Genomic DNA, 23,198 nt, shown 5'->3' with positions numbered 1-23,198 from the left:
GCCGATTTATCCGCTGTGCTTCATCTGGTTGTCCGGCGGCGTGAAGGAAGTCATGGTGATCTCCTTCAGGTTGCCGTGCCGAACCACCTCAGGCTTCTCGTACGGTAGTTTCGCTTTCTGCTGTTCCATCGAGATGTACCCTCCACTTCTCGAACAGGAGAAGTGTATCACAACCCCGAGGGCTCGTCAACTCATCCTCTATCGGACGAGCACCATTCTTTTGGTGGCCCGGAAATCGCCGCTCTTCAGGCTGTAGAAGTAAGTGCCCGAGGGAACGGGGTTTCCGCGATCATCCTCGCCGGTCCACTGGAAAGTGTGGACGCCGGAGGGGAGATCGCCGCTCCAGATCCGTTTCACCTTCTGCCCGGCGGTGTTGTAGATCGTCAGCTCCGCGCGCGACGCCACCGGCAGCTCGAATCCGATGGTCGTCGACGGGTTGAACGGGTTCGGCATATTGCCGTGCAGCACATAGGCGGTCGGCGAGGGAAGCGCGCCGGCGGACGCCTCCGGGTCGAGGAAGGTCGGGTCGAGCCGCACCTGGTAGGTGGGCGGCGCGCCGCAGGCGTCCTCGTAGGAGACGTCGAACCAAACGTTGAAGCTCCCCCCCGGATAGCCGGAGAGATCGAAGGTGAAGGTTTCCCCGTCCCCGTCGCCGTAGCTCGCCGACCCCTGCGGCAGGTTCCCGTAGGAAGCGACCGCGTCCGGGATCAGAAGCCAGCTGAGGTTCTCGTGCATCTCCATGGAGATGTTCCGCGCCTCGCCGGGACCGTTGTTCCGGAGCTGCACCTGCACCGTCCAGAGTCCTCCCGGTCCGGTGTAATTCACCGTTCGATAGTCGCCGAGGGAGAGGATCGGCTGCACGTGCTCGCAGCCGCTCAGCACGCGGGTGATGATGGAGTCGCACGCCCCTCCCTGCCTGTCCTTGTTGATGGCCGCGTCGGCGCAGAGAAGGAACTTGTGCTCGTCCCCCTGCACGGCGTCGTCGGGAATCCGCACGCCGAGATGAAAGTCGCTGAATTCGCCCGGCCCGAGTTCGAATTCGTCCATGCCGCCGTGGTCGATCTCCCAAGCCGGCGTGCTGAGGAGCATGAGCCCCGTCGGGAAGGCGCAGTTCCCGTTGTTGGTGATCCGGAAGAAGTACTCCATCCTCTGTCCGGGCACGCCGGTGGAATCCTCGGGGTAACCGACCACTTCGTAATTGACGACAGGCATGACGCCGTAGGCGGCGGAGTCGATATCCATGGTCTGCGGGTCGCAGAGGGAGAGCGCGTAGAGGCGGACCCAACCCTGGTCGGTGCAGAGCGCGTTGGACGGCACCTGCACGTTCACCACGGCGTCGTAGTCGTTACCCGGATCGATCACCGGCGTGGTGTCCTCCTCGGTATCCACCATCCACCCCTGCGGGCAATCCGCGTAGAGGAGGTAACGGTCCGGATCGCCGCCCGTGTTGGAAACGTTGAATGCGATCTGGAACAACTCATTCGGAAAATGGGAGGAGCCGCCTGCCGGAGGGGTGATCTCCACGCCCGCGTCGCAGCCCTCGAGGGCGGTTGTGGTCACGACGAGCGTGTCGGGCCGGAAGACGGCTTCGCGATCCTTCTCGGGAATCAAGCCCGGTGAGACGATGAAGGTGAGGTTCATCATCGCGCCGACGGCGGTCCCCGCCGGGATCAGATGGCGGACGCAGATCGTGTCCGACTGATCCACCGGGATGAGGCGCTCGGCCGAGTTGAAGTTCACCGGCCAGCCGGAAAAAGCCTCCGGATAGGCGATGACGTCGCAGTTCCCCTCGTTCTTCACCTCGAAACAGTAGGTCACCGAATCGCCCGGTTCGCCGCCCAACCCGGAGATGTCGCGGATGCTCACTTCATAGATGTTGTTGGCGCAGTGGTCGGTCTCCGTGGAATCGGCGGCGCCGAAGACCGTCCCCGTGGCTTTGAACTGCATGGTCACCTGCTCGCCGCATTCCGCGTCCTCCGGCACGTGCACCCAGACGGGCACGCTCCCGAGGGCTCCGGCGGAGAGCCAGATCGGAGGAGTGAGAATGGCGACCTCCGCCGACCAACCGGGCTTGTCGAAGGTCAGATCGATGTCGAACCACTCCGGGCAGGCGCCGGTGTTATGCACATCGATCTGTACGTAGATGGAATCCCCCGGATCGGCGCACTCGGCGGGATACTGGGGCGGCGAAACCACGACCCCCGCGGAGAACTCGGCGGTGGTGAACGCCCAATCCGAGGCGAGCGGTTCCTGCGGCCTGATTTGCGACTCGAAAACGTCGAGCCAGAGCGTGTCGCCCGGCACCGGATCGCTCTGGCCGGGGCATTCCGCGCCGGCGGGAACGACATGGTCCACGTAGACCGTCTCGATCTCTCCCGGGGCGAGAGAGAAGAACATCGAGGAGGTGACCAGCGCGTCCCAGCCGTTCTCGGAGCGCGCCTGCGCGGAGAGCTCGATCCGGGTTCCGGCGACGTTCTCCACCTCGAAGGAGTGGGTCGCGGCCGCTCCCGGGGCGGCGGACAGTTGGCCCGGCGGCAGTGTAGCGACGGTAATGCTCGCCGCCTCGCCGACCGTGATGGAGCATTCCCGCGTGTCCATCGGATCTTCGACCGCCTTGTTGGACGGATCCGCGAAGAGGGCGACGGTGAAGGTGAAGTCCCCCGCTTCGGTGGGCGTTCCGCTGATGGAACCGGTCTTCTCGTCGATCGACATGCCGTTCGGCAGGCCGGAGACATCCCAGCGGTGCTCGTTGTTGTAGCCCGCCGGCGCGTCCGGCCGGAACTGGACGAGAGCCGCGTATTCGACCCCCTGGTTCGCGTTCGGAATCGGGCAGGCCGGATCGGCGTCGTCGATCGCGATGGGCAGCGCGGTGATGCTGCACTCCCTCTGGTCGAGGACTACCTTGGTCGGACCGATTCCGTTCAAAAAGACCGTGAAGGGAATGTCCCAACCCCACTCGGTCGGCGTGCCGAACAACTCGCCGGTGGTCAGGTTGATCCCCATGCCGAGGGGAAGACCGGTGGCGGTCCAGGAGAGGCTCTGGGTCGGGCTGTTGGCGAGCTGGAAGACCGTTCCCGCCGGGTAGGAAACGCCGTAGGTGGCGGCCGGAACCGGGCAGGAAGGCGTGGTCTGGTCGATCCTGGGCTTGTCCACGTAGATCGAGCAGGGGCGCACGTCGAACTGGCCGATGTCGTCGGTCACGCGGACCTGGAACGCGAAGCCGCCGAACTCGGTCGGCATCCCCTCGACGACCCCGGTCTCGGGGACGATCCGCATGCCCGCCGGCAGGACATCCACGTCCCAGCCGTAGGGAGGAACGCCGCCGGCGGCGGTGAACTGGATCCCCAGGTCGTAGTTCTCGTAGAGCATCGCGTCCGGAATCGGGCAGGCGGGCGTCTCGGTTCCGATCACCACCGGCTCCACCTGGCTCGGACAGGAGACGGTATCGCAGGCTTCGCCGGGATCGCCGAAATCGCCCTGGCCCACGATCATGCTGAACCAGCCGGAGGTCGGGCCGTCGATGACGAAGCCGAGACATCCCTCGTCGGCCACTTCATAAGAGAAGGTGCCCACTTTGGCCGGGAAGGACATCGGCGACGCGCCGGTCCAGTCCGTGGCTTGGACGAGGTAGCAGCGGTAATCCGGATACATCGTTGTGATGAACTCCGAGATGGTGAGGTTATCGCCGTCGGAGTCCTTCATGGACACGCTCGCCCAGGCGGCCGGGACGGAGTATGCGAAGGACTCATTGGTCACCAACGCCCCGTTCTTGACGCAGAAGGTGCATCCCCAGGACTGGAGATCGGGAACATCGTCGAAATACAAATCCAGCGTTCGGAGGGTTCCGATGTCGCCGGCTTCCAGGATCACCTGCATGTCCGTCGAATCACAGGACAGATCCCCGTCCGCGTCGAGACCGACGAAATCCGCCGCCGCGGGGGGGACGAAGGCGAGCACCGCGAAACAGACCATCGCGATGAGGGACAGCCGCATACCGTTCATGACGACCTCCTGCGAGTTGAATTGAAAAGTCTGGAATGGCCCAAGTCTGTAAGTCCGTATAGGATATCACAAATCTACATTAAATTATAGAGGATTGTGCTCCCTTTTCCGCGGCCCCGGATTCCCCTTTCGCGCGCCCGGGCGGCTTGACGAGCCCTTTTCCCCGTCGTACCCTCGGCTCCGCGATGAGCCGAGAGAAGAAAGGCCGTTCCCGGGCGAGGACCACGCTGCCGCCCATATTGGCGGGAGGGGGGATTCTCCTGCTCTTGCTCTTCTTTCTCCGGACGGGGGGAGCGGGGCGGACGGACACGGTGCGGATCCCCATTTCGCCGGTCGGTCCGGTCGACGGGCCGGTTCGGGAACTGGTTTGGCGGCGGCAGGCGGGGGCGTCCCGCTTCACCGTCGACCTCTTCGGGTCCGGCGGCGGGCGGATCTGGTCCGGCGTCTCACGGGACACGACGATCCTTCTACCGGAGGGAATCCCGCTCGAAGAGGGCTCTGTTTACCGCTGGCGGGTGACCGCGCATTTCCCCGACGGCGTTTCCCAGGCGGCTCCGGACGAAACATTTCACATACGACCCGGGACGGAGCGTTGAGCCCTCGATTCGTCTATTCCGATCGGTACGAGGTGGATCTGGCCGGCCACCCTTTCCCGACGGAGAAGTACCGCCTCGTCCGACTCGCCCTTCTGGAAAACGGCTCCTGCGGGCCGGAGGATTTCATCGAACCCGCCGAGCCGAACCGGGAGGACCTCCTCCTCGTCCACACCCCCGCCTATCTGGACGATCTGGAGCATGCCCGCCTGACCCCCCGAACCGCCCGCTCCGAACTCCCCGTCACCGGCGAGGTGATCGGCGCGTTCCGTCTCTCCGCCGCCGGAACGGCGCTGGCGGCCGGACTCGCTCGACAAAGCGGCACCGCGGTCCACATCGGCGGGGGTTTCCACCACGCCTTTCCGGACCACGCCGAGGGGTTCTGCTATTTCAACGACGTGGCGATCGCCGCGAGGATCGCGCTCCGGGAAGGTTGGGCGGAAAAGGTGCTCGTGGTGGACGCGGACGTCCATCAGGGAAACGGAACCGCGTCGATCTTCCGGGACGACCCGGCGGTGTACACCTTCTCGATCCATCAGGAGGATAATTATCCGCCCAAGAAGCGTTCCGATCGGGACGTGGGCCTCCACGACGGCACGGATGACGAGGAGTATCTCTCCTTCCTTCGGTTCCATCTGCCCGACCTCCGGGAGACGGTCCGCCCCGATCTGGTGATCTACGTGGCGGGCGCGGACCCCTTCGCGGAGGACCGTCTCGGCGGCCTCGGTCTCACGCGGAAGGGGCTCGCCGAGCGGGACCGGATGGTGTTCGATGAATTCGCCGCGGCGGGGATCCCGACGGCGGCCTGCCTCGCCGGCGGCTACGCCCGGAACCCGGCGGACACGGTGGCGATCCACGCGCGCACCTGTCTCGAGGCGATCCGAGCCTCCCGGCGGGGGGCGAAAAGGGATGAAGAACGATGACGGGACGGCTCCGGATCCTGCAGATCACCCATCAGGGGGACTTCGGCGGCTCCACCAACTCCATCACCTGGCTGACCGAAGGCCTCTCCGGTCGCGGGCACGCACTCTTCCTCTGCGTGCGGCCCGAATCGCTCCTGGCGGAACGCTTCGCCGAACACCCGCGGGTCCGCGTCGTTCCATTCGATTTCGGCCGTTCCCTGATTCACCTCGGCCGGAGCCGTCGCCTCGCCCGCCTCTGCACGGATCTCGGCGTCGACGTGGTGAACGCCCACGCCTCCCTGGACCGGCACCTGACGATCCAGGCTCGGCGCCTCTTTCGGGGTCGCTTCCGTTTGGTTCACACAAGAAGAAACGCGCCGCTCTCCTCCGGCGGCCGCCTGCAGGGATGGTACTACGGTGCCTGCACGGACAGAATCATCGCCGTGAGCGGCGGCGTCGCCGAGGGAATGGTCCGGGGCGGCGTCCCCCGGGAAAGGATCGCGGTGGTCCACAACGGGATCCCCCTCGATCGCTACCGCGACTTTCCGCAGGAGCGGGTCCGCGCCGCGCGGGAGGATCTGGGAATCGCCGAAGGAGAGCGCGTGGTCGGCATGATGGCCCGCCGGAAGGGGCAGGACGAACTTCTCCGGGCGATGGCCTTCGTGGAGGAGCCGGCGACGATCCTCCTACTCGGGATCGACCGGGACGAGGGGCTCGAGGAAATCCGGCGCTCCCTCCGCCTCCCCCACCGGGTGATCTACGGCGGGTTCCGGCACGACGTCCTCCCCTATTATCCGATTCTCTCCGTTTTCGTTCTTCCCTCGACCATCGAGGGATTCAGCCTCTCCATCCTGGAGGCGATGGCCTTCGGACTGCCGGTGGTTTGCACCGACGCGGGGGGGAACGCCGAGGCGGTGGAGGAGGGGGTGAACGGCCATCTCTTCCGGCCCGGCGACACCGGCGCTTTCGGCGCCGCCGTCCGCGGCCTCCTCGGCGACGAAGCCCTCCGGCGCGCCATGGGAGAGCGGGGGCGGGAGAAGGTGTTCGCCCGCTTCGGGGTGGACCGCACGGTGGAGAAGGCGGAGGCGGTTTACCTCTCGCTGACGGAGCGATGAACCGAATCGGCGGCGCCCTCGCCCTCGCCGGCCTCGGCGTTCTTCTCGCCTTTCTCCCCTTCGGTATCGCCGGCCAGCAGATCGGACTCGCCCTAGGCGCGGCGGCGGCCCTTCTCGCCGGCGACGCGCGGCGACGCGCCCGGGCGCGTCTCGCCCCGGATCGGACCGGGCCGCTCCTCCCGGCGGGCTGCGCCGCGTGGATCGGCGCGCTCCTCCTGGCGCTCCTTTTCTCGGGAAGGGCGGCCGAGGGGGCGCGGGAGCTGCGCAAGCTCCTACTCCTCTCCGCCCTCTTTCTTCCCGCCGCGGCGGTGCGGGACCGGCGCGATCTCCGGGCGGCGGCGGAGCTTCTTCTGCTCGCGGCGTTCGTCGCGGCGCTCCTCGGCCTGATTGAGCAGGCTCGGGGAGCGGGGAACCACCCGACACGTCTGGATGGCCCGCTCGGCTTCTACATGACCACCTCCGGCGTATTTCTCCTTCTCGGTCTTCCCCCCCTCGCCCTACTCCTGGAGCGGGAACGACTCCACGGGCTCGCCCCCGCGGCTTTCCTCCTTCTCGCGGCGGCTCTCCTCTTCACCTACACGCGGGGCGCTTGGTTCGGATGGGCGGCGGGGGCGGCGTGGCTCACGGCGCGAAGGCGACCGAGACTCCTCCCGGCGGCGGTGGCGGCGGTCGCGGCGACGATGCTGCTCCACCCGGCGGCGAGGGAGAGGCTCCTCTCCTCTTTCGATCCCGATTTTCACTTCAACCGTGAAAGGATTTATCTCTGGGAGGCGGGTTGGCGCGCCTTCCGGGAACGGCCGCTCTTCGGCCGGGGCCTTCACGATCTGACCCCCTTGATCGACGCCTCGCGCGACGGCGCGGCGCGGGAGAGGATCACCCATTTTCACAGCCTCTATCTGCAGACCGCCGTTTCCGCCGGCGCGGTGGGGCTCGCGGCGCTCGCTCTCTTCGCCACAGGCCTCTTCGCGGCGCTCCGCCGGGCCGCGACGCGCGCGGAGGACCGCTTCGGCGCCGCCCTCGCCGACGGGGCCGCGGCGGCGCTCATCGCCTTCCTGGTGCACGGACTCTTTGAATGGAATTGGGGGGACTCGGAGGTGGCGACGGCGCTCTACACGGTGATCGGGCTCGGGCTCGCCGCGGGAGGTGCGGGCGCGGCGGCGGTCAGATCCTCTCCGAACCGGTCCCGGATGTGAGTTCGGGGTCGCGGAGGCATTCGACGACCACGCGGAGAAGATCCTCGGCGCCGGCGTAGCGGTCGGCGTCGAGCAGCGTGATTCTCTCCCGATTCTCCCGAATCCACCGGCCGAGGAGAGCGCGGGCGCCCTCGTCGCGCCCGCCCCCCCGGCCGCCGAAGAAACTCAGGAGCGCGTCTCCCAGCCGGGCGGTCCGGATCGGGTTTCGCCGCGCCGAGAGGCGGCGGACTGCGCCGTCGTTCCGAAAGAGGAAAAGCGTCACCCGTTTCGGATCGGCGGCGGGAAGAAAGAGAACGCGGTTTCGGCCGTCCAGGTCGGCGCTGGGTTCACTTCGTACCTCGATCTTCTCGTTGTAAGGCGGGCGACGACGACGGATGGCGCGCCACTCCTCCACGAGCGCTTCCGCCTCGGAGCCGAGCGGGATCGCGTCGACGCGGGTCACGCGGCGCACCATCGCCCTTTTCCTCTCCGAGAGGTTTCCATATCCGGAGAAGTAGCTCTCCACGCGGGCGCGAAGCGACCGGGACTTGCCGACGTAGAGAAGGTGGCCGCCCCCATCGCTCAACCGGTACACACCGGGCGAATCGGGAATCCGCTCCAGCTCCTCCCATCCCCCTTCACGGAGAAAAGGGATCTCCCCTCCCGCCGGACCGCGTTCCCCCCCACCGGCGAGCCATGCCGCCGTTTCCTCGACGATCCGATGGAGGAGCCGCGCCTCGTCCAGAGGATCCTCCGATTCGCGCCAGTCCAGGCCGAGACGGGCGGCGAGACGCTCGGGCGAACGGAGATCCGTCGCGGGGAGATGCGGCGCGAGACGGCGCCGGATACGGAGCGGCTCCGGTTCGGTCAGGAGGGGGTGGCCGTCGTCTCGGCGGACGGCGAAGGGAGCGGCGCGGGAGAAGAGGACCAGGCGGGCGTTCGCGGCGAGGGGACGGGCGCTCTCCGGAAGAGGCGCGGCGCTCCCCGCCCGGCGGTCGAAGGTCGCCGACCCCTTCTCCTCCCCCGCCTCGACGCGGAGAAGCGCGATTCGGTGAAGGCGGGGGTCGGAAAGAGACGCGCGGCAGGCCCCGTAGAGGAGAGCCTTTTCGACGAAGGGTTCCGGGGGGGCGAAGGCCCAGAACTGGACGCCGAGGCGCCGGAAGCGGGGATCTTTTTCGAGCAGGGAATCGACCACCCGGCCGGCGGTCCGGGGGCTCGGGTCGGCGACGCGGAGAACCCGGAGGGCGATCTCGGTGGAGGCCGCGCCGGAAGGCCGCCGTTCGAGGAAACGGGCGATCCGATCGAGTAGGTCGGCGGAGTCTTTCATGGTCGAAATAAACGGCCGCGGGGCGGCGCCCGGTCGCCGCCTAACGGATGTGAACGATACGGCCGCTCTCCTCGATTCCGGCCGTCTCCAGCCGGTAGAGATAGATCCCCTGCGCCGCCCGGCGCCCGTCGTTCGTCCGGCCGTCCCAGAAAAGCAAATGGGCGCCGCGGTCGAGAACGCCGTCGTGAATCGTCCGCACCCGCCGCCCGGCGACGTCGTACACCTCGAAACGGACCGGTCCTTCTTGCGTCTGGAAGAGGGAGAAGTCGACGCGGTCCCGGAAGGGGATCGGCCCGAGCACGGCGACGCGCACCGAGGCGGGATAGACCTCGAAACGATGATAGCCCGTCGCCGGATCGTAGACGCCGTTCTTGTCGTTCGCCCTGTCCACCGCTCGGATCCGGTACTCCACCGTCCCCACCGATTCGGGGAAGGCGGGGAATGACGCGGCGTAGACGCCGCCGCCCCGCGCTTCCATGACGATCGAACCGGAGGCGTTCTTCCGGAGACCGGTGAAGATGTACTCCAGAAGGAGAGAGTCCGGGTCGAGGGAACCGTTGTCGGTGATGGTCGCCTGCACCGCCGGCGGATCGCCGTTCTCCATCCGGTCGCCGAGAGGCGTGTGGATCACCACGGGCGCCTCCCGATCCGACGTCACATGGAATTCGTGCCGTCCCGTCGGAGGTTCGACGGCCCGGTTCGCCGCCGCCGAGAGGTCCGTTGCGTAAATCGAATACTCGAACTCCCCCTGATCGCCCTCGGGGAAGGGAAACTCGCCGATCCAGAGGGAATCCGATTCCCGGTAGACCAACGGGAAGGAATCGGCGACGACGACGGGATTCGCATCGCTTTCGAACAAGAAGCTCACGAAAACCGAGTCCGGGTCGACGCCGAAGTTGTCGGTGATTTTCGCCGTGAGGACCGCAGGCAACTCGCTGTCGAAAAGGTCCGTAAGAGGCGTGTGCTCGATCACGGGAGGCGACGTGTCGACGCCTACCACCACTTTGTAGGATGCGGCCGGCGCGCCGGCGGGTAGAGTCTTCAGACGGCCGGCGGCGTCCTCGGTCTGATAGAAGTAAAGAAACGACTCGGCCCCCTCCAGATCGACGGCGGCGGTCCACACGCCGGAAGCGCCGACCGCCTCGGCGAGAAGGGCCGTGTCCCCCGCCGCCTCGACGGCGCCGTAAATCACCCGGGCCGCCCGCAGGGGAACGTCCGTGTCCACCGTGAGCGTGCAGGAAAGGGTTCCGCCGCCGAAGAGGGTGTCCGTCGTCGCCGCCGAGACGAGCGCCGGCTGCGGCGTGTTCGCCGGCGTGAAGATCCCGCGATCGCGGAAGGCGTCATAAACGGCGAGGCCGCTGCGCCAACCGGTGAGTTCCCGATCCGCCTGGAGCATGCCGAAGGCGCCGTCCTCGAATGTGGAGAGCGGGGAAGTCCCGTTCAGGAAGAAGTGGCTCTCGAGTACGATCGAATCCGACGCGGCGCCGCCGATCGCCTGATGGATGTCCCAGAGGGAACCGCTCCAGATGAGGCTGTTGTCGTAATAGCGATGCGGATTGGGAACGTCGCCGAGCATATAGAGATCGGCGACTGTTTTATCGTTGTCCACCCGCCTTCCGGGCCAGCAGTCGTCCATCGGCCCCTTGTCCCAGTCGAAGACCTGGCCGAGATTGACCGTCACGCCGGAGCGGGCGGCGTGGGATTCCGCCCAGTAATCACTGAATCCCTCCGCCATCGGCCCCATGTAGCCGCCCGGATAGCCCCAGTTCGGCACTTGGCTGTATTCGATGGCGTGGCCGTATTCATGGACGATCACGTCCGCCTCCTCGGCGTCGTCCACGCACCCGTCCCCGTAGGCGAGCTGGTTCGTCATGTTCAGGTAATGGGAGTTGTCGTCTCCGTCGGCGCCGTGCGGGTCGACGGAGATCGGCGAAACGACGAGGCTGTCCGCCGTCTGTCCGTCATAGCCGATGCGCCGCAGATAACGCTGCACCTTGTCGATGTGGTAATAGGCCATCACCGCCTCGAAGAGGCTGTCGGAACGGGTCGTCTGAAAGTCGTCCGGATGAGCGACCTCGGGAATCCAAATGATCGTGTCCCCGTAAAAGTCCGGCTCGAAGTCGCCGATGACCACGTAGGGACCGGAGAGACGGTAGAGTCCGCCGACGGGCGGGTCGAGGTCGAGAAGATCCACGGTCAGGTAGGCGTCGTCGAAAACCGCCTGATCCGCGTCGTCCATGTCGTAGAGATCGGTCCTCTGAAGCGCGTTCACCGGATTGGGACTCCAGACGGTGCCGGTGCCGGTCACCCGCGCCGTCTTGTCGATCCGCTCCATCTCGACGCCGCGGACCGCGTCGATCCAGACCTCCCATTCCGCGATCGGATCCCGGGAGAGATAGCGCACGCGCCAGAAGAGCCGCAGTTCCCCGTCCGTTTCTCGATAGAGCAGTTCCGCCCGCGCCGGCCCTTCCCGGTCGTCCGACCCGGAGACCGCGATTCGGATCGCTCCCTCCCGATCGACGGCGGCGGCGCTCTTTCCGGCGGCCCCCGTCGAGGGGATCCGCGGATCCACGGTGCCGTCGACGTAGAGAAGCCGCCCCTCCCGGTCGACGTGCACGCCCACCCGCCCCGGTTCGACGGGCACTCCGTCCACGACGCGGCGGTACGTCACGTGCGTCGAGGCGAGCCCCCTCTTCACGAGGCACGGCTCCAGCTCGCGCAGCACCGGCGAGAGCCCGAGCGCTTCCGCCCCCCGATCGAGAAACGCCCGGGCGGCGTCGACGGCGAACGTTCCTTTCGCGGGAGACGGACCGGCTGCCTCCGGCCCCGCGGGGGAGGCCCGGCGGACGAGACCGGTTTCAGCCGAGCGCCAGACGCGCCAATCGCCGCTCTGCTCCAGGCGGTACTCCGGGACCCGCGCCCCTCGATCACCGGCGGTCTTCACCGCCGTCGGCACGGGCTTCTTCGCCTCCCCCTCGCCGGAGAGGAGAATCAGCAGGGCGGGCAAAACGCGGATGAGCCGAAGTATCCGCGGGCGGACGGCGGGCGTCGGGAAGGCGCTTCGCACGATCAGTTCCTCCTATGTCCGTAACTTATTGTTGCTGCGCCGATTCGTCAAGAGCGGGCTCTTCGATCTCTTGGGAGGTGTCGACGCTGCGCAGATACTCGGCGGCCTGTTCCGGCGGGGTGGGATTGATGTAGAACCCGGTGCCCCATTCGAAACCGGCCACCCGCGTGAGGCGTGGGAGGATCTCGATGTGCCAATGATAATCGTAGCGGACCGTCGACCAGTAAGCGGGGCGCTTGGGCGAGGTCTGCGTGTTCGGTGTGGTGTGAAATATATAGTTATATGGAGGATTCCGAAGTCCGAAGCGGAGCCGCTTCAGCACGTCCTGCATGATCCAGGCGAGACCGGAGAGATCGTTCGGCGACGTCTCGGCGAAGGCGTGCTCGTGGTAGCGCGGGGCGACGAAGATCTCGAAGGGGAAACGGCTCGCGTAGGGACAGAACGCCACGAACCGATCGGTGAGGGAGACGATCCGCTCGCCCGACTCGATTTCCTGGTGGAGAATATCGCAGAAGACGCAACGTTCCTTGCGGAGAAAGTGCTGGCGCGACGCCTGGAGTTCGGTGGCCACCGTCTTCGGCGTAACCGGAACGGCGATCACCTGGTGATGCGGGTGCGGAAGGGAGGCGCCGGCGATCCGGCCGTGATTCTTGAAAAGAAGCACATACTTGAAGCGTCCGTCCCGCATCAGATCGATGAGCCGTTCCTGGAGCACGCGGTAGACGCTGGTCACGTGTCCCTGCTCGAGGCCGACGATGGATTTGTAATGGTCGGGACTCTCGATCACCACCTCGTGGGCGCCGATCCCGTTGATCCGATCGTAGACCCCCATCCCCCGCCGTTCCAATTCCCCCTCGATCCGCAGGGCGGGGAACTTGTTCGCCACGACGCGGATCTTCCAGCCCTGCGAGTTCGGCGACGAGCCCCTCTCTCGGATCGCCACGATTTCGGGAGGCGTGGACGATTCATTGCCCGAGCAGAAGGGACAGAAGGCGCCCGCCTTGATCCTCTCCGGCTCAACGGCGAAACTATCCGGACGCTGTCCCCGATCGGTGGCGATGATCACCCAGCGCCCCTGAATCGGATCGTGTCTGAGTTCCGACATGCTTTCTCTCCCCGCGATCCCGGCCACGCGGCCCGGGACGAGGCGTATGAGCGTTTCAGATTAGGCGGCCCGGGGGCGGAACGCAACCGCAAAAGGAGCGCGCCCGAGGGGGTCAATTTCCTCGGCGTTCCTCCCGATAATCCTGTTAGAATACCGGAGCGGTGGAAAACGTGTTTCCCCCGCGCGGCAAAACCAGGGCAATCTATTCCGAGACAAGGCATTGCGAATATCCCGACCTCAGATCTTTCTCCCTTTCTTTCTGCTTCTGTCCGATCTGGTCGGCCTGAATCTCGCGTTCTTCACGGCGCTCTACCTCCGTTTCTATTACCACAACTGGTCGGACTGGATCGGCAAGTACGGCACTTATTATTTCAATCTGCTCTTGGCGACGAATCTGATCTACCTCGTGTTGCTCTTTTATTACAAGGAGTGGAGGTTCCCGCGCCGATTCAAGCCCCCCTTCGTCGTCCCCCGGGTGATCAAGATGATGTTCTTCACCATGCTCGCCTCGGTGATGCTCATCTTCCTCTCCCAGGGGCTCTCCCGAACGAGCTACGTGTTCCATTTTTCCCGACCCACGCTGGTCGCCTTCTGGGTGCTCGCGACGGGACTGATCTGCCTCGGCCGCTTTCTTTTCGGCTTCCTGCAGATCGCCTTCTTCCGCAAGGGGTTTCTACAGAGGCCCATCCTACTCGTCGGTGAAGGGGCGCCTCTCGCCGATCTGGAGCGGCGACTCAGGCACAACATCTGGTTCGGCGCGCGGGTGATCGGCAGGATCGCCGTCCGAAGCGGTCCGCCGCCGGAGGAAGATCCGGAACTGGAGATCCTCCCCGACGGGGCGGCCCTCGCCGCGCTCATCCGCAAGAGTCATTGCCGGGAGTTGTTCGTCGCCGCGCCGCCGGGTGACTTGGCCCAGCTCTTCGAAACGGTGGAAGCGGTGCGCTCCACCGGCGCGAAAGCCAGCGTCACTCCCGACCATTTTCAGCTTTTGGTGAGCCACCTCCTCATGGCGGAGACGCCGCCCGTTCAGGATCGGACCAAGGAAGACCTGGTGTACGAGCTGTACCAGCGCCTCTCCCTCGGCCCTCCGTTGGAACTCGCCAGCGTCTCGGTCATCGGTTCCAAGGGGATTCCCGCCACTTTCGGAGGGATCGAGAGACACGTGGCGGAGCTGACCAATCGGCTCGCGCGGGAGGGGTTCCTGATCCAGGTTTACGCGAGGCACTACTACACCAACATGGAGGGGCGTTTCCAAGGCGTGCAGGTCACCCGCCTCCCCTCGGTCCACACCAAGCACCTCGACGCGATTTCCCACAGCCTGTTCGCCACTCTGCACACCCTGATCCAGCCGGTGGACGTGGCGCACTACCACGCGCAGGGCCCATCGGTGCTCAGCTGGATCCCGCGCCTCTTCGGTATCCGAACCGTGGTGACCGTGCACGGACTCGACTGGAAGCGGGAAAAATGGGGGCGCTTCGCGACCCGCTGCATCCGACTCGGCGAACTCGCCTCGGCCCGCCTCCCCAACAGGACCATCGCGGTCTCCCGGTCGCTGCAGAATTACTACAGGCACCACTACGGGCGGGAGATTCGGTACATACCGAACGGGATCCCGATGAAGAAAATCCCGCCGGCGAAAGAGATGGAGCGGCAGTTCGGCCTGAAGCCCAGGCGTTTCCTCCTTCTGGTGGGGCGGCTGGTGCCGGAGAAGGGCTGCCATTATCTGATCGAGGCGTTCCGGAAGCTGGACACGGAGATGGAACTCGTCATCGCCGGCGGCTCGAGTCACTCCGACGACTACTTGGATTATCTGAAGAGAATGGCATCCGGCGACGACCGGATCCGTTTCCTCGGATACGTCTATGGAGAAACGCTCGAGGAGCTTTACGCCCATAATTATCTCTACATCCAGCCCTCCGACCTCGAGGGGCTCAGCATCGCGCTCCTCGAGGCGCTCAGCTTCGGTTCGGCGGTGCTCGTCTCGGACATCGAGGAAAACCTGGAAGCCCTTCAAGAAGAGGAACTCCCCGCCGCCGTCTGGGACGCATCCCCCTCCCCGGAGGGTCCGCCCCACGGTTTCCGCTTCCGGCGGGGGGACGTGGAGGATCTCTCCCGGCGGTTGACCCACCTTCTGGAGAACCCGGCGGAAGTGGAGACGATGCGCGGGAAGGCGCGAGACTGGATCCGGCGGCGCTACGATTGGGACCGGATCGCCCGCGAGACCTCCGAACTCTACCTGGAGATCGCGAACAAGTAGGAAGGGAAGGGCGGATTAGAGACCGGATCGACGCCGCACCTGCACGTACTCCAGACCGAAACGACTCCGAACCGAAGCGGCGTGCGCCTCCGCCTCGACGCGATCGGCGAAGTTCCCCACCAACACGCGGTACCAGGTCCCTTTGCCGGGGATCTCCGCCTCCTCGATCATGACCCGCTCCCCGCGACCGGTCCAGATCGCCTCGTCCTTCTCCGCCCTCGCGAAGGTTTGGAAGGAACTGACGTGAACCGCCCAGGGGAGAAACGCGAAATCGGCGATCCCCTCCTCCTCGGCGGGAGGAGCGGCGACGAGGGGGGCGGGGCGAGCGACCGCTCCGGGGATCGGGCGGACACCGCCGCGCGGTGAGGAGAGCGCGGCGGCGCTCTCATCCAGGGCGCGCAGAAGATCGGCGACCGGGTCGTCGGGAGCGGCGGAGTCCTCGGCCGGGCTCGCCGGCGCGCCCGAGGTCTCCGGTTCGTCGTTTTCCGAGGGGAGCGAAGGGGTGGTCTCCTCCTCCGGCGGAAAAGCCGCCGTCATCCCCGCCTCCCGGCGCGCGGCGAGGATCGCCTCCCATTCCGACCCGGAGTCCACGGTCCAATCCTCCTTCTCGCCGCCGGCGGACAGGACCGGCGCGGGGAAAACGCCGCCTTCGCGTGAGGACGGCAAGCCCGCGCCGGCATTCTCCGCCTCTCCGCCGCCCGTACATCCATCCGGAGCCCCCTCCAGTGCGCGCCGAAAGGCGATGTCGAGCGGATCCGCACCGGCCCCCGTTTGGACGGACCACTCCTCTTCCCGATCCCGACCGACGCCGGCCGGCGGCGCGCCGGCGCAGGCGAGAGTGTCGTAACGGATCCGCTGTTCGAGAGAGAAAACCTGGAAAGCGCCCCCATCTCTTGCGCGGGCGGGCATCGTCGCGAAATCCCCCTCGGGGGGAACCGCGGCGGCGGTCCCGCCGCCGCCGAACGCCTTCCTGAGCCCGGCGAGGCTGACCAGAAGGGAAGCCGACGAAAGGCCGACCATCACCTTCTCGCGTGAGGAGGCGTCCCAGTACTCGCCGGCGTCCCCGCCGGAAGTCTCCGCGTCTCGAGCGCGGCTTTGATAGAGGCGCATGTCGCTCACGCTGGAGGCGAGGATCACGCCGTTCACCAGCGTGAGGGCGCTCCAGAAGAGCCGCCCCCCGAGCCCGCCCGAATCGCGTACCGGCTCCTCCGCCGCGGAAGCGCAGGCGTCGGGCGCGATCAGACCGAGAACGAGCACGGCGGCGCAGAATCGTCGCAACATCGGTTTCTCCCTCTCCGTACCGATCATCGGGTGTTCGGGGCCCTCCCTTGACACCCTTCTCTGCTGTTGCTACGCTGCGCCCGACGTGTCCCCCGAAGGCTGTGGGGACCGAGGAGGCGGAACGTGGGACGCATCTTCAGCGGAATTCAGCCGAGCGGCGAGATCACCATTGGAAACTACTGCGGCGCCATCCGGAACTGGGTGGCCCTTTTAGAGGAGCACGACTCCATCTTCTGCGTCGTCGACCTGCACGCCATCACCGTGATCTACGAACCTTCGGAGATGCGGGAGAAGATCCTCGCGGCGGCGTCGGTCAACATCGCCGCCGGCCTCGATCCGGAAAAGTGCACCCTGTTCGTGCAGAGCGAGGTGCCGGAACACACCGAGCTCTCCTGGTACTTCATGACCGTGACCCCCATGGGCGACCTGGCGCGGATGACCCAGTTCAAGGAGAAGTCGAGAAGGCACCGGGAGAACGTGAACGTCGGCCTCTTCGGCTATCCGGTGCTGCAGGCGGCGGACATCCTCCTCTACAAGGCGGACTTGATACCGGTGGGCGAGGACCAGGTGCAGCACATCGAACTCTCGCGGGACGTGGCCCGCAAGTTCAACGCCCGCTATGGCGACGTCTTTCCGGAACCGCAGGCGAAGCTTTCGCCGACGCCGCGCATCATGGGTCTGGACGGCAAGACGAAGATGTCCAAATCGATGGATAATTACATCGGCCTGGTGGAGGAGCCGGAGTCGATCCGCGCCAAGCTCGCCAAGGCGATGACCGACGAGAACCGGAAGCGCCGGAGCGACCCGGGGAATCCGGACATCTGCAACATCTTCACCCTCCACAAGGTCTTCTCTCCTCGGGAGAACGTGGAGACGGTGAACGAAGAGTGCCGCCGTGCCGGAATCGGGTGCGTGGACTGCAAAAAGCTATTGGCGGACAACATGCTGAAGGAGCTGGACCCGATCCGGGAGCGGTACCACTACCTGCGCGAGCACCCGGACGATGTCCGGGACGCGCTCCGGACGGGCGCGGAGCGGTGCCGGGCGATCGCCCGAGAGACCATGGACGAGGTCCGCCGGGTGATGGGCCTCCGCTGAGGAACTCCCTCCCCTTCTTCGCGCCGAGGAGAGACCGACCGGTGGACCGACGGTTCCCGATCCTCCTCGTATTTTTCTTCGCGATCTTTTGCACGGCGTCGCGATCCGGCGCCGAAACCCCGCGGATCCGCCACACCCCACCCGCGCCGCCGCGGCCGGGCGAATCCACCGTCCTGCTCTTCACCTGGAACGGTGACGGTCGGGCGATCACGGCGGAGCTGCGCATCCGCGCGATCGGCGACACCCTCTTCACGCGCCTCCCGCTGGAGGAACGACCCGGCGCTTGGCGCGTCGAGGTCCCCGCGCGCTACGCCGCCCCTCCCGGATTCGAGTACGCTTTCGTCGTCCGGACGGAGGACGGATCGGAGGCGACGAGCCCGGACCGTTTCCCCGCCGAGGCGCCGCACGAGATCGTGGTACGGGACACCGGCGCGGGAGAAGAAGGCGCGGACCGGGTGGTGGTCCTCTCGCCCGAACCGGAGGAGCGCCTCCCGGACGGCGGGGAATTTCTCCTCTCCGTCCTCTTCGACCCTCCACTCCTGCCCCCGGCCGAGGCGGTGCTCTACCTGGACGGCGCGGAGATCGCCGAGGGGGTGGAACGAACCGAGGACTACCTTCTCTACGCGCCGGAACTCCCCCCCGCCGAGGGAGGGCACGAAGCGACGGTCGTGTTGCTGAACGAGGGAGGGGGAAGCGCCGAACGGAGCTGGCGTTTCTCCATCGGCGCCGAGAAGCGCGCCGCCGCTTCTCGCTTCGTTTTCACGGGGAAGGCGGAGGCGGGGTACGCTGTGGTGAACGCCTGCGACGTGCGGGGCGATCCCTATCTCCCCTATGACGAGACGTCCTCGCTCGCCTTCGACATGTACGCCTATGGAAACTGGCGGGAGCGGTCCTTCTATCTCGCCGCCTCCCGCGATCCGATCTATGACGACGAGATCCGAGCGTCGGCGCGTCTCTCCGGCGAGCGGCTGACCCTCGAGGCGGGGGACATCTTCCCCACGCTGACGGAACTCTCCGTTTCCTGGCTCTCCGGCGAGGGGGGGCTTCTCTCCTGGGAAGGGGAGCGGTGGCGATCGGCGGCGTTTCTCCTCCGCACCGTCGAGGCGGACACCACCGGCGGCTTCGGCATCTACTCGCAGTACATCACCGGCGGACGGATCGCCCGGCGCGCCGACCGATGGGAAGCGGGCCTGAACGCCGCCTACGGTTGGGAGCGGGAATCGTCGGTTCCCGACACCATCCGTTTTCTTCTGCCGATCCGGAATCTGGTGTACACCGCCGACATTCGGTTCCGTTTCACCGAACGGATCCGGCTCGACATGGAGGCCGGCTGGAGCGAATCCGAAGGGGACGACACGACGGGCGCCCCGGCCTGGCGGGCGGTGCTCGCCTACGCGGACCGCTCGGAACGGACCCTCTCCCTCGAAGCGAGGGACTACCGTTCCGGTTTCTCCACCCTCGGCAACCCGACCGTGGACGGCGGCGAGTACGGCTTCTTGCTGGACGGATCGATCCGCGCTTGGGGCTTCCTCCGCCAAACCGCCCGCGTGGAGATCGTGCGGGACCGCGAATCCTCGCAGCCGATCCGCGCCGGCGGCGAGATCCTCGAGTTGTACGGGCGAACCGACGTCGACGTGAAGGGCGCGGGAATCGCCTGGAACTTCTACGCCCTTCTTCGCAGCTACGAGATCCCCTACGAAGAGAACCCCTATCGGAGCCGCTACGGCACGGCGGGGATCTACCTGCGTCGCGACGCCCACACGCTCTCCCTCAACTTTTCGCGGAGCCTGTCGAGATCCAGCGCCGAAACGGACGGCTGGAACGGAAGCGTCTACTGGAGCGGCGCGGCGGGGATTCTCTCCTGGAGGGTGGGAGAGCGGTGGGGCGCGTCGGAAACGACGCAGGACACCAGCGGCGCCGGGACGGAGGAAATCCTCTCCGATGAGGACCGCTGGACCTTTACATCCGAAACGACTTTGCGTGCCGGCGGTCTCGAGTGGCGCGCCGAGTACGAGCGAATCGATCAGGAGGATCGGGCCGAGGAAGAACGGCTGACCGAACACCTCTTCGCCCTCACCGTGGGGAGGCGCTTCTAGGTGGCGGCGGCGGGCCCGTTTTTCAGGAACCTTTTCCGGCTCCGGAGGATCGAACGTGTCGGACAAGCCGACCTTCGAGGAGGCGTTGGAGCGGTGCGGCCGCCCGGTTTGGGCCTACCTCGCCGGCGCCGCCGGCGATGAGGAGACGGCTCGGGATCTGACGCAGGAAACTTTCCTGCGCGCCTTTCGCGGCTGGGAACGTTTCCGCGGAGAGAGCGATCCCTTCACCTGGTTCTACGCCATAGCCCGGAACGTGCTTCGGCGGCATTGGCGGAAGGAGCGACTCCGGAGGGGGGCGGCGTTTCTCATGGGAAGGCGCCGGATCGGCGCGCCCGCCGCCCATGAAGAGGAGGACCGCGCCCTGCGCCGGGAGCTGGAGAGGGTCCCGCAACCGTACCGGGAGGCGCTTCTGCTCCACTACTACGCGGACCGGAGCGTCCGGGAGATGGCGCGGGACTTGGGGGTCGCCGAGGGGACGATCAAGTCCCGGCTCGCGCGGGGGCGGGAGATCCTGAAGAGGAGAGTGGAACGTTGCTAGACCAAGAGATCGAGAAGCGGCTCGCCGGCGACGGGAAGCGGCTTCGAGAAGAGCGCTATCCGAGCTGCCGGACGGGCGGGTTCCGCGCGGCGCCGGGGAGGCGCGCTCGGTTCGGTAGGATCGCCGGGGCGCTCGCCGCGGCGGCGATCCTGGCGGCGGCGCTCGCCGACGAGTCCTTCCGCCGCTCCGGGGTCTCGCCGGTCCGCGCGGCGCTGGTCGCCCCACCGGAGAAGGAACCGATTCAGGCCGCCGGGGATCCTCTCTGCGCGGCGCTCGAGCCTTCCCTCGCGGGAGGGCGGGTCCGGGTCTTCTTCGACGAGAGGGACGTGACCGCCCTCGCCGAATGGAACGACCACTTCGTCATCCTCGATCCTCCCGGACCGGTCCGGCCCGGGTCGCATTTTTTCCGGCTCGAACTGACCGACCGGCGCGGCCGGATCGTGGGGGAACCGTCATGGCTGATCGTCACGCTCTGACCCGAACGCTCCGGCTGCTCGCGCCGGCGGCGGCGTTTATCGCCCTTCTGGCGGCGGCCCCGGCGGCGCGGACGGAGACGGCGCTGCGCGTTTCTCCGGACCGTGCGGTCCTCCTCGCCGGGGATGGGGCGCGTTTCCGCGCCGAGTTGCCGGCGGATTGGGAGGGCGCGAATCCTCTGTTTACATGGGAAGTGATACCCCGCCGGCTCGGCGTCGTCGGCCCGGACGGCTCCTTCGTCGCCGGCGGCGAGCCGGGAAGGGGGATCCTGCGCGTCGAGGTCCGCTCCGGCGCGCGGCGGGCGGTCGGCCACGCGCTGATCCGTATCGTCGAGGGGGGGATGCGGTCGCTCACGGTTCGCGTGGAACCGTCCGAGGCGGCAACGACGCCGGGGGGAGAGATCGCCTTCCGCGCCCGCGCATTCGATCCCTCCACGGGAACGGAGGCTACGGGAACGACGGAGTGGAGAATCGTGCCGTCCGGTGCCGGCGACATCGACGGCGAGGGCGTCTTTCGCGCGGGCGGGAAAGCGGGGCACGCGAGGATCGCGGCGATCGTCGTCGCCGGAGAGATGCGCGGAGTCGGCTACGCCCGGGTGCGAATCGGCGGGATGGAAGCGCCGGAACCGGCGGTGATCCGCGTCGCGCCGGCGGAAGCGGAGACGGCGCCGGGCGGCGAGATCCTCTTTCGCGCCGAGATAAACCCACCCGGCGCGGCGGGCGCCGTGCAGTGGATGGCCGTCCCGGAGAGAATCGGCGCGATCGCGGACGGTCTCTTCCGCGCCGGTCCCTTTCCGGGTGAAGGGCGGATCATCGCTTCCCTCCTGACCGACGACGGTTTCGCCCGGGACGAGGCGCGGGTGCGGGTCTCCGGCGCGGGACTCCCGACGGTGGCGGTGCGTCCCGAGAACGCAACGGTTCGCATCGGCGGAGAGGTCCGGTTCCGTCTCGTCTCGATCGGCGCCCCCGGCTCGGCCGTTCCGGAACCGGTCGACTGGACCGTAGACCCGCCCGAGGCGGGCCGGATCACCCCGGATGGTCTCTTCCTCGCGGCGGATCGAGAAGACCACTCCGTCCTGGAGGCGCGCGTGACCGGTCGCTTCATGGATCTCGGAACGGGCGCCGCGGCCGAGGCTTCGGCGCGGGTGCGCATACTAGGCGATCCTTCCGGGGAAGCGCTCCGGGTGCGCCCGGCGGTGGTGACCGTCGACGCGGGAGAGCAGGTCCGCTTCACGGTGGAGAACGGGCCGTCCGACGAGCTTCTCCGTTGGGACCTGGACCCGCCGAATCTGGGCACCATCACGCCCGACGGTCTCTTCACGGCGAACCGCGTCTTCGCCGATTTGGCGGGGCGCGAGTCGAACCGCCGCGAGGGGAGCGTGCTGGTGCGAACGGAGGGGGCGGGGCGGGCGCGTATGGGAAGGGCGCGTGTTCTGGTCGGCGGTGAAGAAAGCACGGCGCGGCTGTTTATCGATCCACCCTCCTGGACCGGCGCGGTCACCATCGAGGCCGCCCTCTCCGGCAAGGGGATCCCCTTCCGCGCACGGATCGCCACGTCCGCGGCGGAAGCGCCGGCCGTGGTCCAGTGGCGGCTCGAACCCTCCGGCCGGGTCCGCGCCGAACCGCCGGTGGGCGACCGGACTTCCGTCGTCTGGGCGGGGAACGACGCGTCGGCGAACGCCGCCCTCCTCTACCAGGGGAACCTGGTCGCCGAGCTGGTGCAGCCGAACGGCCGGCGGATCGGCGCGGTCGCCCCGATCCGGATCGCCTGGGAGAACCTGCGGCTCAACGTCAAGGCGACGCCCGCCAACCTCGATCTCCCGGTGGGATCGGAGGCGCGGATCGTCGTCGAAGCATCCACGAGCGGAGGAGAGCCGGTCGATCTCGGCCGTCTCGAGGTTACGGGCAAGGTCCATCCCTCTCATCTGGGGGAGTATCAGGCCGGGACGGGCGTTTTCCTCGCGGAACGGGAAGGGGTGGGCACGATCGTTATTCGAGCCGGCGTTCCCGGATGGCCGATCACCGGATCGGTGGTCGTGCCCGTGCGGGTGCGCGGCGACGAACCGGGCGGTCCCGGTCCGGGCTCGGGCGGCTGATCGCCCGGCCTGCGCTTCTCGCCGGGCCTCCGCCGGCCTCCCGTGTCCGAGGGCGCGAATTCCACGACCCCGGCCT

General features: G+C 67.1%; 16 protein-coding genes. 10 read left to right on the top strand and 6 right to left on the bottom strand.

Annotated elements, in window-relative coordinates:
• Positions 1–6: 6 nt before the first annotated feature.
• Both JW958_02145 and JW958_02140 read right to left on the bottom strand, forming a co-directional pair.
• A complete protein-coding gene (locus tag JW958_02145; GenBank protein ID MBN1825037.1) occupies positions 7–129 on the bottom strand; it encodes a lasso RiPP family leader peptide-containing protein in 123 nt (40 codons plus the stop codon).
• 69 nt (positions 130–198) lie between these two features.
• Positions 199–4,002: a putative Ig domain-containing protein gene (locus tag JW958_02140; GenBank protein ID MBN1825036.1), complete on the bottom strand. Its 3,804-nt coding sequence runs from the start codon at positions 4,000–4,002 to the stop codon at positions 199–201.
• Between the two features lie 185 nt (positions 4,003–4,187).
• On the opposite strand from JW958_02140, the gene JW958_02135 reads away from it, so the two are divergent.
• The 4 genes from JW958_02135 to JW958_02120 are packed head-to-tail and all read left to right on the top strand — an operon-like array spanning position 4,188 to position 7,805.
• Entirely contained in the window at positions 4,188–4,598 is a 411-nt protein-coding gene (locus JW958_02135; GenBank protein MBN1825035.1) for a hypothetical protein, read from the top strand.
• Positions 4,595–5,518, top strand: a complete 924-nt coding sequence (locus JW958_02130) for a histone deacetylase (protein ID MBN1825034.1) — start codon at positions 4,595–4,597, stop codon at positions 5,516–5,518. The genes JW958_02135 and JW958_02130 overlap by 4 nt, the downstream gene beginning before the upstream one ends.
• The gene (locus tag JW958_02125) at positions 5,515–6,612 is read left to right on the top strand and encodes a glycosyltransferase family 4 protein (protein ID MBN1825033.1); all 1,098 of its coding nucleotides are present in this window, start codon (positions 5,515–5,517) and stop codon (positions 6,610–6,612) included. Before JW958_02130 ends, JW958_02125 begins: the two co-directional genes overlap by 4 nt.
• Positions 6,609–7,805, top strand: a complete 1,197-nt coding sequence (locus JW958_02120; GenBank protein MBN1825032.1) for an O-antigen ligase family protein — start codon at positions 6,609–6,611, stop codon at positions 7,803–7,805. The genes JW958_02125 and JW958_02120 overlap by 4 nt, the downstream gene beginning before the upstream one ends.
• Here JW958_02120 and JW958_02115 read toward each other — a convergent pair.
• The 3 genes from JW958_02115 to JW958_02105 are packed head-to-tail and all read right to left on the bottom strand — an operon-like array spanning position 7,774 to position 13,283.
• Complete coding sequence (locus JW958_02115) at positions 7,774–9,111, bottom strand: nucleotide excision repair endonuclease (protein ID MBN1825031.1); 1,338 nt, start codon at positions 9,109–9,111, stop codon at positions 7,774–7,776. The genes JW958_02120 and JW958_02115 overlap by 32 nt on opposite strands.
• A 40-nt stretch (positions 9,112–9,151) precedes the next feature.
• On the bottom strand, positions 9,152–12,178 hold the full coding sequence (locus tag JW958_02110) for a hypothetical protein (protein MBN1825030.1): 3,027 nt from the start codon (positions 12,176–12,178) through the stop codon (positions 9,152–9,154).
• A 25-nt stretch (positions 12,179–12,203) separates the two neighbouring features.
• On the bottom strand, positions 12,204–13,283 hold the full coding sequence (locus tag JW958_02105; protein MBN1825029.1) for a DUF4931 domain-containing protein: 1,080 nt from the start codon (positions 13,281–13,283) through the stop codon (positions 12,204–12,206).
• A 220-nt stretch (positions 13,284–13,503) separates the two neighbouring features.
• On the opposite strand from JW958_02105, the gene JW958_02100 reads away from it, so the two are divergent.
• Positions 13,504–15,540: a glycosyltransferase gene (locus tag JW958_02100; GenBank protein MBN1825028.1), complete on the top strand. Its 2,037-nt coding sequence runs from the start codon at positions 13,504–13,506 to the stop codon at positions 15,538–15,540.
• 15 nt (positions 15,541–15,555) lie between these two features.
• Here the strand turns inward: JW958_02100 and JW958_02095 are convergent, their stop codons facing one another.
• Entirely contained in the window at positions 15,556–16,821 is a 1,266-nt protein-coding gene (locus JW958_02095; protein MBN1825027.1) for an SPOR domain-containing protein, read from the bottom strand.
• A gap of 123 nt (positions 16,822–16,944) precedes the next feature.
• Between JW958_02095 and trpS the strand changes: the two genes are divergently transcribed.
• Genes trpS through JW958_02070 form a run of 5 tightly spaced genes read left to right on the top strand, consistent with a single transcriptional unit; the run spans position 16,945 to position 23,122 of the window.
• On the top strand, positions 16,945–17,919 hold the full coding sequence (trpS, locus tag JW958_02090; protein ID MBN1825026.1) for a tryptophan--tRNA ligase: 975 nt from the start codon (positions 16,945–16,947) through the stop codon (positions 17,917–17,919).
• Positions 17,920–17,960: 41 nt separating this feature from the next.
• On the top strand, positions 17,961–20,015 hold the full coding sequence (locus JW958_02085) for a hypothetical protein (GenBank protein MBN1825025.1): 2,055 nt from the start codon (positions 17,961–17,963) through the stop codon (positions 20,013–20,015).
• A gap of 55 nt (positions 20,016–20,070) precedes the next feature.
• Positions 20,071–20,553 carry a sigma-70 family RNA polymerase sigma factor gene (locus tag JW958_02080; GenBank protein MBN1825024.1) on the top strand — a complete coding sequence of 161 codons (483 nt, stop codon included), beginning with the start codon at positions 20,071–20,073 and terminating at the stop codon, positions 20,551–20,553.
• The gene (locus JW958_02075; protein MBN1825023.1) at positions 20,547–21,029 is read left to right on the top strand and encodes a hypothetical protein; all 483 of its coding nucleotides are present in this window, start codon (positions 20,547–20,549) and stop codon (positions 21,027–21,029) included. The genes JW958_02080 and JW958_02075 overlap by 7 nt, the downstream gene beginning before the upstream one ends.
• Positions 21,008–23,122 carry a hypothetical protein gene (locus tag JW958_02070; protein ID MBN1825022.1) on the top strand — a complete coding sequence of 705 codons (2,115 nt, stop codon included), beginning with the start codon at positions 21,008–21,010 and terminating at the stop codon, positions 23,120–23,122. Before JW958_02075 ends, JW958_02070 begins: the two co-directional genes overlap by 22 nt.
• Positions 23,123–23,198: the final 76 nt, after the last annotated feature.

It is taken from the genome of Candidatus Eisenbacteria bacterium (assembly GCA_016930695.1).
GTDB lineage: Bacteria > Orphanbacterota > Orphanbacteria > Orphanbacterales > Orphanbacteraceae > JAFGGD01.
The sequence above is the reverse complement of the archived record's forward strand: the minus strand, read 5'-3'. Positions and strand labels throughout refer to the sequence as shown.